Annotated in this window: 12 protein-coding genes; 9 read left to right on the top strand and 3 right to left on the bottom strand. The window is 39.7% G+C overall.

What is annotated here, in order from left to right; translation table 11 throughout:
* Window positions 1–3 precede the first annotated feature (3 nt).
* From parE to GQR38_RS06480, 6 genes are all read left to right on the top strand, one after another.
* On the top strand, window positions 4–1,893 hold the full coding sequence (parE, locus tag GQR38_RS06505; protein ID WP_010553287.1) for a DNA topoisomerase IV subunit B: 1,890 nt from the start codon (window positions 4–6) through the stop codon (window positions 1,891–1,893).
* 29 nt (window positions 1,894–1,922) lie between these two features.
* A complete protein-coding gene (locus GQR38_RS06500) occupies window positions 1,923–3,017 on the top strand; it encodes a PQQ-dependent sugar dehydrogenase (protein ID WP_165722126.1) in 1,095 nt (364 codons plus the stop codon).
* Window positions 3,018–3,027: 10 nt separating this feature from the next.
* Window positions 3,028–5,322, top strand: coding sequence for a DNA topoisomerase IV subunit A (gene parC / locus GQR38_RS06495; protein WP_010553285.1), 2,295 nt, complete (start codon window positions 3,028–3,030; stop codon window positions 5,320–5,322).
* Window positions 5,323–5,484: 162 nt separating this feature from the next.
* Window positions 5,485–6,198, top strand: coding sequence for a 1-acylglycerol-3-phosphate O-acyltransferase (locus GQR38_RS06490; RefSeq protein WP_024590693.1), 714 nt, complete (start codon window positions 5,485–5,487; stop codon window positions 6,196–6,198).
* Window positions 6,198–6,533 carry a ribonuclease E inhibitor RraB gene (gene rraB / locus GQR38_RS06485; RefSeq protein WP_007585369.1) on the top strand — a complete coding sequence of 112 codons (336 nt, stop codon included), beginning with the start codon at window positions 6,198–6,200 and terminating at the stop codon, window positions 6,531–6,533. Before GQR38_RS06490 ends, rraB begins: the two co-directional genes overlap by 1 nt.
* A 1,115-nt stretch (window positions 6,534–7,648) precedes the next feature.
* Window positions 7,649–8,836: a polysaccharide lyase family 7 protein gene (locus GQR38_RS06480; protein ID WP_101216529.1), complete on the top strand. Its 1,188-nt coding sequence runs from the start codon at window positions 7,649–7,651 to the stop codon at window positions 8,834–8,836.
* A gap of 77 nt (window positions 8,837–8,913) precedes the next feature.
* On the opposite strand, the gene GQR38_RS06475 is transcribed toward GQR38_RS06480, so the two are convergent.
* On the bottom strand, window positions 8,914–9,885 hold the full coding sequence (locus GQR38_RS06475) for a zinc transporter ZntB (protein WP_007585782.1): 972 nt from the start codon (window positions 9,883–9,885) through the stop codon (window positions 8,914–8,916).
* 285 nt (window positions 9,886–10,170) lie between these two features.
* Between GQR38_RS06475 and GQR38_RS06470 the strand changes: the two genes are divergently transcribed.
* Genes GQR38_RS06470 through GQR38_RS06460 form a run of 3 tightly spaced genes read left to right on the top strand, consistent with a single transcriptional unit; the run spans window position 10,171 to window position 12,558 of the window.
* The gene (locus tag GQR38_RS06470) at window positions 10,171–10,605 is read left to right on the top strand and encodes an ATP-dependent zinc protease (RefSeq protein WP_007585784.1); all 435 of its coding nucleotides are present in this window, start codon (window positions 10,171–10,173) and stop codon (window positions 10,603–10,605) included.
* A gap of 2 nt (window positions 10,606–10,607) precedes the next feature.
* Window positions 10,608–11,513 (top strand): 30S ribosomal protein S6--L-glutamate ligase, encoded by a 906-nt coding sequence (gene rimK, locus GQR38_RS06465; RefSeq protein ID WP_002961977.1) that lies wholly within the window; start codon window positions 10,608–10,610, stop codon window positions 11,511–11,513.
* Window positions 11,500–12,558: a succinylglutamate desuccinylase/aspartoacylase family protein gene (locus tag GQR38_RS06460; RefSeq protein WP_007585786.1), complete on the top strand. Its 1,059-nt coding sequence runs from the start codon at window positions 11,500–11,502 to the stop codon at window positions 12,556–12,558. The genes rimK and GQR38_RS06460 overlap by 14 nt, the downstream gene beginning before the upstream one ends.
* A 353-nt stretch (window positions 12,559–12,911) precedes the next feature.
* Here GQR38_RS06460 and GQR38_RS06455 read toward each other — a convergent pair whose 3' ends face one another.
* Both GQR38_RS06455 and GQR38_RS06450 read right to left on the bottom strand, forming a co-directional pair.
* Complete coding sequence (locus GQR38_RS06455) at window positions 12,912–13,487, bottom strand: mechanosensitive ion channel domain-containing protein (protein ID WP_165722125.1); 576 nt, start codon at window positions 13,485–13,487, stop codon at window positions 12,912–12,914.
* 69 nt (window positions 13,488–13,556) lie between these two features.
* On the bottom strand, window positions 13,557–15,266 hold the full coding sequence (locus GQR38_RS06450) for a BamA/TamA family outer membrane protein (protein ID WP_165722124.1): 1,710 nt from the start codon (window positions 15,264–15,266) through the stop codon (window positions 13,557–13,559).
* Window positions 15,267–15,341: the final 75 nt, after the last annotated feature.

Here is a 15,341-nt window from a genome sequence, read left to right as displayed (position 1 = left end):
ACTATGAGTGATCAAAATTATAACGCCGAAGCCATTGAAGTACTTAATGGATTAGATCCGGTAAAACGACGCCCAGGGATGTACACAGATACAACACGTCCCAATCATTTAGGCCAAGAGGTTATCGATAACAGTGTCGATGAAGCTATGGCTGGTCATGCTACTCGTATCGACGTAATACTCCACGAAGATAACTCGCTTGAAGTAAGTGATGACGGGCGTGGTATGCCTATTGATATTCACCCAGAAGAAGGTATCCCTGGGGTTGAATTGATCTTCACTAAATTACACGCCGGTGGTAAGTTTTCTAATAAAAACTATCAATTTTCGGGTGGTTTACACGGTGTAGGTATTTCGGTAGTAAATGCGTTATCTACGCGTGTAGAAGTAACAGTAAGGCGCGACGCTCAGCAATTTAGAATGGCATTTGAAAGCGGCGATAAAGTAGAAGACTTAAACGTAATTGGTACAGTCGGTAAGCGTAACACCGGCACTACGGTTCGTTTTTGGGCTGATGTTAGCTACTTTGATTCACCAAACTACTCAATTACTAAACTTAATCATTTATTAAAAGCCAAAGCCGTTTTGTGTCCAGGGCTGCGAATTAAGTTTGTTAATAAGCAAACAAAAGAAACCCAAGAATGGTTTTACGAAACAGGCTTAAAAGATTATTTAGTTGAAGCAATTAAAGGTTTTGAAACATTACCGCAAGACCCGTTTGTTGGCGAATTTAAAAGTTCAATTGAAGGCGCTGACTGGGCTGTTGTATGGCTACCAGAAGGTGGTGAATCAATAGCTGAAAGCTACGTAAACCTTATTCCTACCGCGCAAGGTGGTACGCATGTAAATGGTTTACGCCAAGGCTTACTTGAAGCAATGCGTGAATTTTGTGAGTTTAGAAACTTACTCCCTCGTGGTGTGAAATTAACTCCTGATGACATTTGGGATCGTTGTAGTTACGTGTTATCGGTTAAAATGCAAGACCCTCAATTTGCCGGTCAAACAAAAGAAAAACTATCATCACGCTCGTGTTCTGCGTTTGTATCGGGGGTTGTAAAAGACTCGTTTAGTTTATGGTTAAATGAACATACAGATACCGCAGAGTTATTAGCTGAGTTATGTATTTCAAATGCGCAAACTCGCTTGCGTGCAGCTAAAAAAGTAGTGCGTAAACGTGTTACTGCAGGTCCTGCTTTACCGGGTAAACTTACCGATTGTAGCGCGGCTGATAACGACCGTACCGAATTGTTTTTAGTGGAAGGTGATTCTGCTGGTGGCTCTGCTAAACAAGCAAGAGACCGTGAATTTCAGGCTATCATGCCGCTACGTGGTAAAATTTTGAATACCTGGGAAGTTGAGTCAGGCCAAATACTAGCATCACAAGAAGTACACGATATTTCAGTGGCGCTGGGTATTGATCCAGAATCAACCGATATGTCGGCATTACGCTACAATAAAATTTGTATATTAGCCGATGCTGACTCGGATGGACTACACATCGCAACACTATTATGTGCACTGTTTGTTCGCCATTTCCCAGAGTTAGTAAAAACAGGGCATGTGTATGTAGCAATGCCGCCATTATTTAGAATCGATATTGGTAAAGAAGTTTATTACGCACTTGATGAGCAAGAAAAAACCGCTATTTTGGCGCGCATAGAAGCCGAGAAAAAACGCGGAAAAGTAAACGTACAACGATTCAAAGGTCTGGGTGAAATGAACCCGTTACAACTGCGTGAAACCACGATGGATCCAAATACACGACGTTTAGTGCAGCTTACGCTTGATGAAGAAGTAGAAACCATGGAAATGATGGATATGCTGCTTGCTAAGAAACGATCGCCTGATCGTCGTCAATGGTTAGAAGATCATGGTAACAAGGCACTCGTTTAATTATCTGTGCTTAACACTAGGAGAGGCGAATGAAAAAACTACTAGGAAGTTTGCTGTTACTTGGGCTGACTACCGCTCCTGTAATGGCGAAAAATATACTCGATAAGCTCACCGTAGCACCGGGATTTGAAATAAGCTTATTTGCAAATGATGTAGAAAATGCACGTCAAATAGCTGTTTCCAAAAAAGGTATTGTGTATGTTGGCTCTCGTAAAGCGGGCAACGTATATGCGCTTATTGATCATAATAGCGATGGCGTAGCAGATAAAAAAATTGTTGTGGCTAAAGGCCTAAACATGCCCTCTGGCATAGCAATTAAAGATGGCGATTTATACGTAGGCGAAGTACATCGTATTATTCGCTTTAAAAATATTGATACCCAATTAAAAGATCCAAAATTTGATGTGGTTTATAACACATTACCGAGCGAGCGTCATCATGGTTGGAAATTTTTACGTTTTGCACCAACGGGCGAGCTAATCATTCCGGTGGGTGTACCGTGTAATATTTGTGCTGAAGATGAACGTTTTGGTCGTATTTTTGCGCTTAATGTAGAAACAAAACAAATAAAAACAATAGCCAAGGGCGTTAGAAACACCGTCGGTTTTGATTTTCATCCAGCTACTCAAGCTTTATGGTTTAGTGATAACGGTCGCGACATGATGGGCGATGATATTCCGCCTGATGAGTTAAACCGTGCAACGCAAGAAGGTGAGCATTTTGGTTTTCCGTATGTTCATGCCGGTGCAATTATTGACCCTGAGTTTGGTGAAGGTAAAAATATTGCCGATTACACGTCGCCAGCTCTTGCACTTCCAGCGCATGTAGCGCCATTAGGTATTCATTTTTATAACGGTAAGCAATTTCCAGCAAGCTATAAGCAACAATTATTTGTTGCTGAACATGGCTCATGGAACCGTTCTAAAAAGTCAGGTTATAAAGTAGGGCTAGCAACAATTGAAGTAGGTCGCGTAACTAAATATACGCCATTTATTACTGGCTTTATGAAAGACGAAACAACATTTGGACGCCCTGTTGCATTTGCAGAATTAGGTGACGGCAGTCTGTTAGTAAGCGATGATTACGCCAATGTAATCTACCGTGTAAGCTATAAGAAAAACTAGGTAAGCTTTAATGAGTGATACAGATACCTTGCTAATGCAAGGAATTGAGCAACAAACAATGGGGCGTTTTACCGAAGACGCCTATTTAAATTATTCCATGTACGTGATCATGGACCGCGCCTTACCGCATGTAGGTGATGGTTTAAAACCAGTACAGCGTCGTATTATTTATGCGATGAGCGAACTGGGTTTGTCGGCTAACGCTAAGTACAAAAAATCAGCCCGTACAGTGGGTGACGTCCTTGGTAAGTACCATCCACACGGCGACAGTGCATGTTACGAAGCGATGGTATTAATGGCGCAGCCGTTTTCTTACCGCTACCCTTTGGTGGATGGACAAGGAAACTGGGGCGCGGCAGATGACCCTAAATCGTTTGCAGCAATGCGTTATACCGAAGCGCGTTTATCTAAGTTTTCAGAAGTACTGCTTAAAGAGCTTGGCCAAGGCACCGTCGATTGGACACCAAACTTTGATGGCACAATGGACGAACCTGTTGTACTGCCTTCTCGTTTACCGCATATTTTACTAAACGGTATAACGGGTATTGCCGTAGGTATGGCAACCGATATTCCGCCACATAACGTACGTGAAGTGGCTAGTGCATGTTGTTTATTACTTGATAAACCAAAAACAGAGCTTGAAGAATTACTTGAGCTTGTACATGCACCAGATTACCCAACAGATGCTGAAATAATTACCCCAAAAGCCGATATTCACAAAATATATAAAACCGGTCGAGGGTCTATCAAAATGCGTGCGGTTTATACCGAAGAGCATGGTGATATTGTTATTACAGCGCTGCCGCATCAATGTTCTGGTGGTAAAGTACTTGAGCAAATTGCAGCGCAAATGAACGCTAAAAAATTACCAATGATTGCCGATTTACGTGACGAGTCAGATCACGAAAATCCAACACGCATTGTAATTATTCCGCGCTCAAACCGCATTAAAGCTGAGCCATTAATGGCGCACTTATTTGCAACCACCGATCTTGAAAAAAATTACCGAGTAAACTTAAACATGCTAGGCCTAGATGGCCGCCCGCAAGTTAAAGACTTACGCTGTATTTTAAGTGAGTGGCTAATATTTAGACGCGAAACAGTGCGTCGTCGTTTGCAGTATCGTTTAGATAAAGTATTAGCACGTCTACATATTTTAGAGGGTTTGTTAGCCGCCTTTTTAAATATTGATGAAGTGATTGAAATCATTCGCAGCGAAGATAAACCAAAGCCTGTATTAATGGAGCGCTTTGATTTAACTGATACGCAGGCAGAAGCAATTCTAGAATTAAAACTTCGTCATTTAGCAAAACTTGAAGAGTTTAAAATTCGTGGTGAGCAAGACGAACTGGCTAAAGAGCGTGATAAATTAGCGCAAATTTTGGGCTCAGAACGTCGTATGTCGACACTGCTTAAAAAAGAAATTCAAGAAGCCGCTGAAATGTACGGTGACGATCGTCGCTCGCCAGTGATTGAGCGCTCAGAAGCGAAAGCACTTAACGAAAAAGATTTAATTCCGTCAGAGTCAGTTACTGTTGTGCTATCAGACAAAGGCTGGGCACGCGTTGGTAAAGGTCATGACTTAGATGTACAAGGCTTAAATTATCGCTCAGGTGACGGCTTTAGAGCCTCTGCTCGTGGTAAGAGTAATCAACCTGCGGTATTTTTAGATTCAGCAGGGCGGGCGTTTGCAACTGATGCGCACAGTCTACCTTCGGCGCGTAGCCAAGGGGAGCCAATGACAGGTCGTTTTAACTTAACACCAGGCGCTAATTTTGAGCACGTGGTAATGAGTGAAGACGAGCAAGTATTGCTTATGGCGTCAGATGCAGGTTACGGCTTTATTACCGACTTTAAAGACTTAGTTAGTAAAAATAAAAACGGTAAAGCGCTGGTAAGTGTCCCTAAAGGTGGAATATTACTTTCTCCTATTAGAGTGAACGATGTTGCTAGCGATTACTGTATGGCTATTTCTAACGAAGGTCGAATGCTTTTATTCCCGCTGCGAGACTTACCAAAGTTAGGCAAAGGTAAAGGTAATAAAATCATCTCTATACCAGGTGCTAAAGTACAAGCCCGTGAAGAGTTTGTAAAAGTGCTTGCTGTTGTACCACTAGGAAGCAGTGTTACGCTTCATGCTGGTAAGCGTAAACTAACACTTAAACCAAGTGATTTAGAGCATTATCATGGTGAGCGAGGACGTAGGGGTAATAAACTACCGCGTGGCTTACAGCGTGTTGACGAAGCCGTTGTTGAGCTAACTCCTCAAGATGATGAACCAATAGACGTTATTAGCGAAGAGTAGCCAATTACTTTTTTGTATAAATAAAAACGGTCTGCATTTGCAGGCCGTTTTTGTTTTAAAATAAAGAGCTTAAATATTTCAGCGTACACTTGTGCGCTATTGACTCGTTTGTGTCACAAAATAACGCTATAATAATTATAATTCATTTTTGGAGAAGCCCATTTGCTAGCTGTTATACGCGTTTTTATTATGCTGCTGTTTATATTATTCAGTTGTATTTTTGGTTTATTACTTTCGATTGTAAGACCATTTCACCCTAATAATGTACATATTATAGCGGGTTGGTTTGGCTCAATGGCTAAAATGGTTGGCGTTAAGCTAGTTCTAACACGTCATAAAGATGCCGTTGATCCAGGTCCTGCAGTTTATGTTGCTAATCATCAAAATAGCTACGACTTATTTACAGTGCCAGCAATGGTGCCAAAAAACTGCGTAAGTTTGGGTAAAAAGAGCTTAAAGTGGATCCCATTTTTTGGTCAGCTTTATTGGTTGTCGGGTAATATATTAATAGACAGATCGAATCGCTCTAAAGCGGCAGGAACTATCTCAAAAGCAGCCGAAAAAATTAAAAATAATGGCTTATCTGTATGGATGTTTCCAGAAGGCACACGAAGCTATGGAAGAGGGTTGCTACCATTTAAAACAGGCGCATTTCACACCGCAATGAGCGCAGATGTACCCATAATTCCGGTATGTATGAATACAACACATAAAACCATTAAGCTAAATCGTTGGGATAATGGTACAATTCACATCGAAATGTTAGCGCCTATACCGCTTGATAAAGAAATTAGCGCGCGTGAGCATGCTAAAAGCGTGCATAGCATTATGGCTGCTAAAATAACTGAATTAGATGCTCAAGTGAGAGAAAAATAATGGAAAACTGGCGTGAAATAAGTGAAGACATCGTAAGTTCACTACTTGAAGATGGGTCAGACCCTGAAATACTTTATGAAGTAGAGCACCACTTTGTGTGTGAAGACTTTCCTAAGTTAGAGCAAGCTGCACTTGCTGCTTTTAAATTGGGTTACGATGTTGAAGAACCAGCAGAGCTTGAGCTTGAAGACGGTAACAAAATTTGGAGCTTTGACATTGTAGTTGAAGCTGAGCTAGACGTAGACGTTATTATGGAAGACGTTGATAAGCTAGCGCAACTAGCCGTTGAGTGCGAAGTTGAGTACGATGGTTGGGGTACTTACTTTCAAGAGTAATTAGCTGACTGTTATAAAAAAGGCGATCATTGCAAAGTGCTCGTCTTTTTTAATGCCTGTAAAAGCGTGCTACCAAACATGCGCTTCCCCTCGGGTTTTTTCTAGGGACGATTAACTCTTTGTTGCCTAAATGGATGTGGTAAGGGGCGCGAACAGGACGCGGAAGCTTTGCTCGGTTTTTACTTATTTTCACATGGAAGTAAGCCAGTAGCGTAACGCAGGAGTAGTTACCGAGCCCGCTTGGTTACAAACCCCGCGCCGCGATTTAACCGCCCCTAGATTAAACTAATTTCAATCCGCAAAGGGCAACATGCCGAGTTCTGCTAAAGCTTTTAATTCGAACTAAATTGAATCAACCTTCTAGGTGTTTTCAATAATTTATTTAAAACTTATTGGTATGTTTTGTATAAATATTATTAATAAATTATCTATAAAAAATAAAATATCCACCTTCATTGAGCTCAAACACCTCTTAAGTTTTTTAAGCTACCCTTCACTAATATAATAATACTTTCATCTTTAAATTCTTATTTCAAATGCATTTCGCTCTGCCATTATTAAATTTTATTTTATATAAACAGTCTAAATTAATTGGTTAACCAGTGGTATTCTAGTTAATTAAACTGAACGTAAGCTTTACTGCATAAAATAAAATGAAAATCAATTTTGTTATTACAGGAAATGCGATTTTTGAATTTTTAATAAATTACCAATTAAAGTTTTATTTAATGCTTTTTCATTATTTTATATTTTGTTCCTTATCTGGGTTTGTTATTTTTTTGATAGTGATTGGTTTTAAGTATTTGTTTTCATGTATTTTTATTTATTGTTGATTTAATGAATCTAAATGAAATCAATACTTATTACCTATTAAATAAATTGTTGCAAATTTATTACAAGCAATATAACTTGTGTCTCAGCCCAGCTGGCAATAATTATTGGTAATGTTTGTTTGTAAACCAAGAGTGGTTTTTTTACATTTTACTTATTACCAATTACACATAAAAACACAAGTTAAAACCTGTTTACAGGCGGTGATCTAGGCTCAAGTGAAATACTCATTTATAGCCATGTAGTAAGATTTTTTCATGTACAGGTTTGGAGAAATAAAGATAATGATTAACCAAAAATCCCTATTTATGCTTGCAGCAATGACTGCTAGCTCAAGTTTTGTACAAGCGGCAACTGTTAATAATGCTGGATTTGAAGATGGTTGGAATAACTGGAATGAAACAGAACCAGCGGCTATTTCAGGTAGTGCTTACAAGGGCTCTAAATCATTAAAAATTCAAGGTAGCCCAGGGCGTGTTTACCAAAATGTAGATGTAGATCGAAATACTCAGTACACGTTAAGTGCGTACGTACTTGGCAAGGGACAAATCGGCATTAACGATCTTAATGGTTTGTTTAAAAGTGAGAAATTTAACGTTTCTTCGTGGACAAAAGTATCTAAAACTTTCACTACAGCTAATACAGGTACGCTACAAGTATTTGCTAAGCATGATAAGAGCTCAAGCGATGTTCGTTTTGATGACTTTTCGTTAACTAAGGGGAGTTCTTCTGGCGGCGGAGACACAGGTGGTGGTGATACTGGCGGTGGCGACACTGGTAGTGGCTCAGGTATAGCAAGCAACATCACCAACGGTAGTATTTTTGACCTTGAAGGTAACGATCCTCATCCATTAGTAAATAGCGACACTTTAGAGTTTGTTCCTCTAGAAGCGCGTCATATCACTCCAAACGGGAATGGCTGGCGTCATGAATATAAAGTAAAAGAAAGTGCACGTGTTGCAATGACCGAAACCTATGAGGTTTTTGAGGCAACTGTAAAAGTTGAAATGTCAGATGGTGGTAAAACGATTATTTCTCAGCACCACGCTAGCGATACGGGTACGATTTCAAAAGTATATGTTTCAGATACTGATGAATCCGGTTTTGATGATAGCGTAGCAGATAACGGGATTTTTGACGTTTATGTTCGCCTGCGTAACACCAGTGGTAAAGAAGAAAAGCATGCACTAGGTACTATCAGAAGTGGTGGTTCATTCAATCTAAAAGTAGTTAATAATTACGGTGATGTAGATGTGACTGCATTAGGTACTACCTTTGGTATTCCGGTAGAAGATGATTCAGAATCTTACTTTAAGTTTGGTAATTATTTACAATCACAAGACCCATATACACTAGATGAGTGTGGCGAGTCAGGAAACTCAGATTCATTTAAAGAGTGCTTTAAGGATTTAGGAATTACAAAAGCTAAAGTAACAATGACTGACGTTAGTTATACGCGTAAAACTAACTAATTATTTAGTAGTTTAGAAAGCCACTCAGTTTAAAACTGAGTGGCTTTTTTAATGCTTTTTAAATGTATAAACTTAATTTATAACCATTTTTTATTTTTAAAATACACACCAATACCGCCAGTAAGTACAATCAAAAATATAACAAACGCACTAAATGCATAGGGGCTCTCGGTACCCGGAATACCCCCTACGTTTACGCCTAACAGGCCGGTTAAAAAGCCTAAAGGTAAAAACAATGCAGCTACAACCGACATTACATACATACGCTGATTTAATTGCTCAGACACTTGGTTAGTGATTGTTTGCTGAATGATTTGCGCACGTTCAATAGAGCTATCAAGCTCCTCTAAATAACGAATAAGTAAGTTTGTTGTTTCGTTTAATTTTGCTTTATCGTCATCTAACAGCCACGGGTAGTGATTATTTACCATTGAGCTAAGGGCTTCTTTTTGCGGTTTTAAATAACGCTTTAAGGCAATTGTTTGACGGCGCAACTGTGATAAACCTTGGTTATCAAACTTTTTACTTGGTTCATCTATTTCTTCTTCAAACTCGTCGAGTGTTTCATCTAGTGAGTCAATAACGCTTTGCATGCGAGAAGTTAGTTTTTGTGTAATAGAGCACACTAATTCAGAAATATTGCATGGGCCTTTATTTTCATTTAAACAGGTGAGCGTATCCTGCACCGATAATAAACGACGCTTGCGGGTAGTAATAAGAATGTCTTCGCTAATAAATAAACGAATTGAAACCATGTCTTCAGGGCTTTGTGCTGGATTTAAATTTACACCACGTAAAAATAACATATGTCCGTTAGTCGTTGATGTAATTCGCGGGCGTGTTTCATCAGCAATTAAGGACTCTAATTCGTAATCGTTTAAATGAGGTTGTGCCTTGAGCCACTCAACAGCCTCGCTTTGGCTATAGTCCATGTGCACCCAAAGTTTTCCGTGGCTTGGTTGCCAGCTATTTAGCTCATTAGTGCTTTCAATAGGGCGAGCGCCGCCTTGTCCATCAAGTACAAGTGCATGTAGTAAACCATTAATCATAATTATTTCTCATAATAGTGTATTTTTAATACCGTTAACTATAGTGTATCTACTTAAGTATTTTAAACTTACCTTTATTTTTAATAAGTTAAGCTTAAATAGCAAAATATATGCAGAGCCTTTGGGCTGAGTAAAGTGGCATAAAGTACTATTCAGCAAGGCGTGCATTGTGTGACCAGTTGTTTAAAAAGATCAATTTAATTTACTAATCGACTAGATAAATTTATTTCGTTGGTGTTTTTTTACCTGTAGCGTATAAGTCACTTTTTTATTAAGGGCACATTTATGACAGCAAAGATCACAGTTGGTTGGCGTGAGTGGTTAAGTTTACCTGGGCTTGGTATTAACGAGATAAAAGCAAAAATTGATACTGGCGCTCGCACTTCATGTATTCATGCAATTAACATTGAAGAATACGAAGTTGACTCAGAAAAATGGGTTAAATTTACGGCCCAGCCACTGCAAGATGATGAGCAAACACAAGTCACTTGCAATGCAAAAGTTAAAAAAATGAAGTACGTAACCAGCTCAAGTGGGCAAAAAGAGTTACGTTACTTTATAGAAACTACATTGCATGCAGGCGAGCATAGCTGGCCTATCGAGCTTACTTTAACAAGCCGTGCAACAATGAAGTTTAGAATGTTATTAGGGCGTACAGCCATGGAAAATCGTATAGTCGTTGACCCGGCTTTATCTCAACTATTAGGTCGTAAGGTTTAACTATGAAAATCGGTATTTTATCTCGCAACAGAAAATTATATTCAACACGTCGCTTAATTGAGGCGGCAGAGGCACGCGGTCACGAAGTTAAAGTGATTGATGCATTGCGCTGTTATATGAATATCAACTCTGAGCAACCAGAAATTCACTATCGCGGTGAAAACTTAAAAGAATTTGACGCAATCGTCCCGCGTATTGGTGCATCGGTTACATTTTATGGCTGTTCGGTACTTCGTCAGTTTGAAATGATGGGTGTTTACCCTGTAAACGAATCAGTCGCTATTTCTCGTTCGCGCGATAAATTACGCTCACTTCAGTTACTTTCGCGCAAAGGCGTTGGTATGCCAGTAACAGGTTTTGCTAGCAAACCAGATGATGTAAAAGACTTACTAGAAATGGTAGGCGGTGCACCTGTTGTAATTAAATTACTTGAAGGCACACAAGGCATTGGTGTTGTACTTGCTGAAACACGCAAAGCGGCAGAAAGCGTTATTGAAGCATTTATGGGCTTAAAAGCTAATATTATGGTTCAGGAATACATTAAAGAAGCGGGTGGTGCCGATATACGTTGTTTCGTATTAGGCGATAAAGTAATAGCAGCAATGAAGCGCCAAGCACAAGAAGGTGAGTTCCGCTCTAACCTTCACCGTGGCGGTAGTGCTACATTAGTTCGTATTACTCCAGAAGAACGTAAAACGGCAGTAGCGGCGGCTAAATCAATGGGCTTGAACGTAGCGGGAGTTGATTTACTTCGCTCATCTCGTGGACCACTTGTGATGGAAGTAAACTCATCACCAGGTTTAGAGGGCATTGAAATAGCAACAGGTAAAGACATTGCAGGCATGGTGATTGATTTCATCGAAAAAAATGCTTCAAGTAAAGGAACAGCAACACGTGGCAAAGGTTAAAATTAACCGTCCTTTTTCCTTATTAGGAGAGAGTGTAGGCGTAGGCGAGCGTAAAACACTTGCCTTAGAGGCAGCTAAACTTTATACCCATTCACCACTTAATATTCCTATTGAAGTGGTTAACGGTGTAATGGAAGGTCCTGTGCTTATGGTGTGTGCGGCTATTCATGGTGATGAGCTAAATGGCGTAGAAGTTGTGCGTCAGTTAATTGCTAAAATAGACCCAAGCCAACTGCGCGGCACAATAATCGCTGTGCCTATTGTGAATGTGTTTGGCTTTATTCATAAATCGCGTTACTTACCAGATAGGCGCGATATGAATCGTAGCTTTCCAGGTTCTGAGCGTGGCTCACTTGCTGGGCGTATGGCTTATATGTTTTTTAATCAAGTGGCAATACATTGTACCCACATTATTGATTTACATACTGGCGCTATTCATCGAACTAACTTACCGCAAATTCGCGCTAACTTAGCTGATGAAGCAACCGCGGAAATGGCTAAAGCATTTGGCACGCCAGCAGTTATAGATGCATCATTGCGTAATGGCTCATTACGAAGTGAAGCTGCAAACCTAGGTATACCGGTTATAACCTATGAAGCTGGTGAAGCACTGCGTTTTGATCCAATCGCAATTGCGGCAGGTGTGCAGGGTGTTGATTATGTTATGCGTCATTTAAAAATGATCCGTGGCAAGCGTCCTAAAAAGTTACCAGATCCTATTATTGCAGGTTCAACTAGTTGGATACGTGCCGAAGTTGATGGCATTGTGCGTGCACAAGTATCACTAGGTGAGCATGTAACTAAAGGGCAAGTACTTGCATATATAAGTAGCCCCTTGGGCGACTCTGAGCTTGAGCTTTTAGCGCCTAAAGGCGGTATTGTTATTGGTCAGCAAACTATGCCATTGGTAAATGAAGGTGATGCGGTATTCCACCTTGCTTACTTTGCAAATGATAATAGCCTAGTAGAGCAGCAACTAGAGAACTTTATTGATGAGATAAATGATTTAGATGACGAGCTTAAAACAGCTGAACTAAATAACTAATAGCTAGGGCGTGTTTAACTTTGCGGATTGAAATTTGTTCAATCTAGGGGCGATTAAATCGCGGCGCGAGGTTTGTAACCTAGTGGGCTAAGTAAAAACCGAGTAACAAAGAGTTTATCGCCCCTAGGCAGAACCCGAAGGGCAGCGCATGTTTGGCATTTATGCTGCGTTATCGCCTATTTATGGGGAGTAACCACACTTCATAGGCTCTGCCTTGCCTAAAAACCAAACATACTGCTGCAAATTCAACCATCAAAGATCAACACGCCCTAGTCTTAATTTTGGTTAGTTAAAGCATTAAAAAGCCGCAGAAGTTAATTACTTACTGCGGCTTTTTTGTGACTATTACTTTTTTAACTATGTTTTTTAGGGCCAATAATACGCTTTATAACGGGAGCTTTTGTTGGCTTTGGTTCTTTATTTAAAACCATGACAGGGCGTGTCACAAATAAATTATTAGGGTAAATTACACGGTGCCCATCAATATGCTCAAGTACTACATTCATTAAGTCCATTTCAACAATGCGGCCTTCAACATGATTTGCACCATCAATAATTCGTACCCAATAGCCAACACGGCAATCGTTTTGAATAAACATTAGTAAAAATGCGGTGAGGTTACTCAATAATGACCAAGCGGCAAAAAGTGCTACCCCTAACATGGCAAATAAAGAAGAGCCTAAAACCAATAAACCACGCAGCTCTATACCCCAAAATACTAAAACCAAACACAGGACTACAAAGGCGAGTATAATTTTTAGTAAAAGCTCTGCACGATATTTTCGGTGTAAATCTACTTTGCCTTTAATCGCTTTTTCGAGTAGTTTTTTGGTTATTTTTAATAGCAGAGGGAAAACCAAAATAGCGATTATAGTTACAACCAACTTATATTGTGATGCAAACAATTCTAAAACTTCTATTATTTCCACATTAGGTCCTGAACTTTCATAACAATGTAATTTAATGCAATTGGTATTAGTTTAACGTGTTTGTATTATTTAAAAAGTGTTTTTAACGCTTACTAGCCACTGGACTGAGTCTACGTCATCGTAGCTATCAACTGGGGCGGCAATATCAATGTGGATCATGGTTCCTGAATTTGCACGACTCGGTGCTAAACGAAGACCCACGCCTATATTTTTTAATACATGTGCGTTTTCACCATTATCTTTATCGTTAAACCATGCTCTGCCCACATCTACAAAAGCTGCGCCACCCACTTTAAATAGTTGTAGTAAATCGTACTCCCAGTAATAGCGCTTTTCTAGATTAACTAAAAAGCTGCGGTCGCCATGTTGATAATCCATAGGGTAACCACGCAGGCCTGTTTCGCCGCCTAAAGTAAGCTGTTGATCAGCAGTAAGGTTTTTTGCGTATTGCACGCGGGCTTTAACATACCAAGATTGGTCTTCACTGGTATTTAAATAATATTGTACTTGGCTAGTGGCCATAAAGTTTTCGAGTTTTTTCTGTTCTTTATTCCAATAGCCATCAATATCAGCACTAAAACGCCATAAGGTATTATCGTTAGTAAAGTGGGCTTTTTTAAAGTTAAAAGAATACACCGCGCGGCTGTCGTCATTACTTAATGATTCGTCTGAATAGCCAATTAAGCTTTTAATATTCCAACCTAAGTTTAAATCCTCAGTGCGAGATATACTGTCAAAATTGCGTACTTTTATGTAGTTATCTTCAAACCAATGGCCGCTTATAAAGGGATAACTTAAACTTCTGTCATCGGCAAGTGGTGCAAATGTAGTGTCTATAGCTTCAAAGGTATGCTGCTCGTCGGTATAACCTAAGGTTAAGCGTTGGGTCCAATTATTATTAAGTGCTTTTGAGTGCCCTATAAATGCACGGTTTAAATCAGTAGTTTGATCAAATTCGCTAAACTCTTCTCCGCGTTTATATAGTGACTCTTCGCGCTGCTCAGAATAGCTTAAAATACCGTAACTAAAAGGGGTGTCTATCGCGTAAAATGGATAGGTTAGCTCAAGTAAATGGCGCTTGCCATCGCTGTTATCAGCGTACTCTAAACGGCCGCGGTAGCGAGTAGATAAAATATTAGGATCGTCGTAAACAAATAAATAACCGCTACGATCGCTGTCGGTCGTGCGTGACAACGAAAGGCGCTTCCCCCAACCAAGCAGGTTTGATTCTCTAAAACCTATACTCGATTTATTTTCTCCGCCGCTACGGCTAAAGTTTACTTCAGGTAAAAGTGTCCACAAATCACGGGTAACCACTTCTACATTAACGTCACCGTCGCAGTTTTCGATTGCACTAATTTGTGCATCATATAAGTAGCTTTCTTTACGAAGTAAGCGCTCAGACTCTGCAAGCTTTTTAGCATCGTACTTGTCACCAGGGGAGAATAATAAAAGGTTATTAATCACATCGGGCTCTGTTTGAATATGAGCGCGGTTAGCAAATCGGAATAGGGCATTATTTTCCTCTTCAAGCTCAGTATTAAATACATTAAGTTGCTTGAGCTTTATTGAGGCTATTTTAGCGTTACTATTACTGTGCGTGAGGGTTGTTTTGTCTTGAACTTCTCGGCGTAAGTTTTTATTTGTGCTTAAATCTGTCTGTTCTACAAGGCAGTTATCAGTTTTCGTTGAAGGTTGTTGTGCGAATGCATTAGGCACATAAAAGCTTAAAACCGTTAAGCTAATACAACATTGTGCTATCCATTTCTTGTTCACCATTAAACCTCTTTACTGCTACGTAGCAAATGACTATCGTAATATCAGCTTACATCATTGTTATTATAATGTAAGTAA

The sequence above is a fragment of the Pseudoalteromonas sp. c7(2019) genome, assembly GCF_011378625.1.
Taxonomy (GTDB): Bacteria; Pseudomonadota; Gammaproteobacteria; order Enterobacterales; family Alteromonadaceae; genus Pseudoalteromonas; species Pseudoalteromonas arctica.
This window is presented reverse-complemented; position numbering and strand designations above follow the sequence as displayed.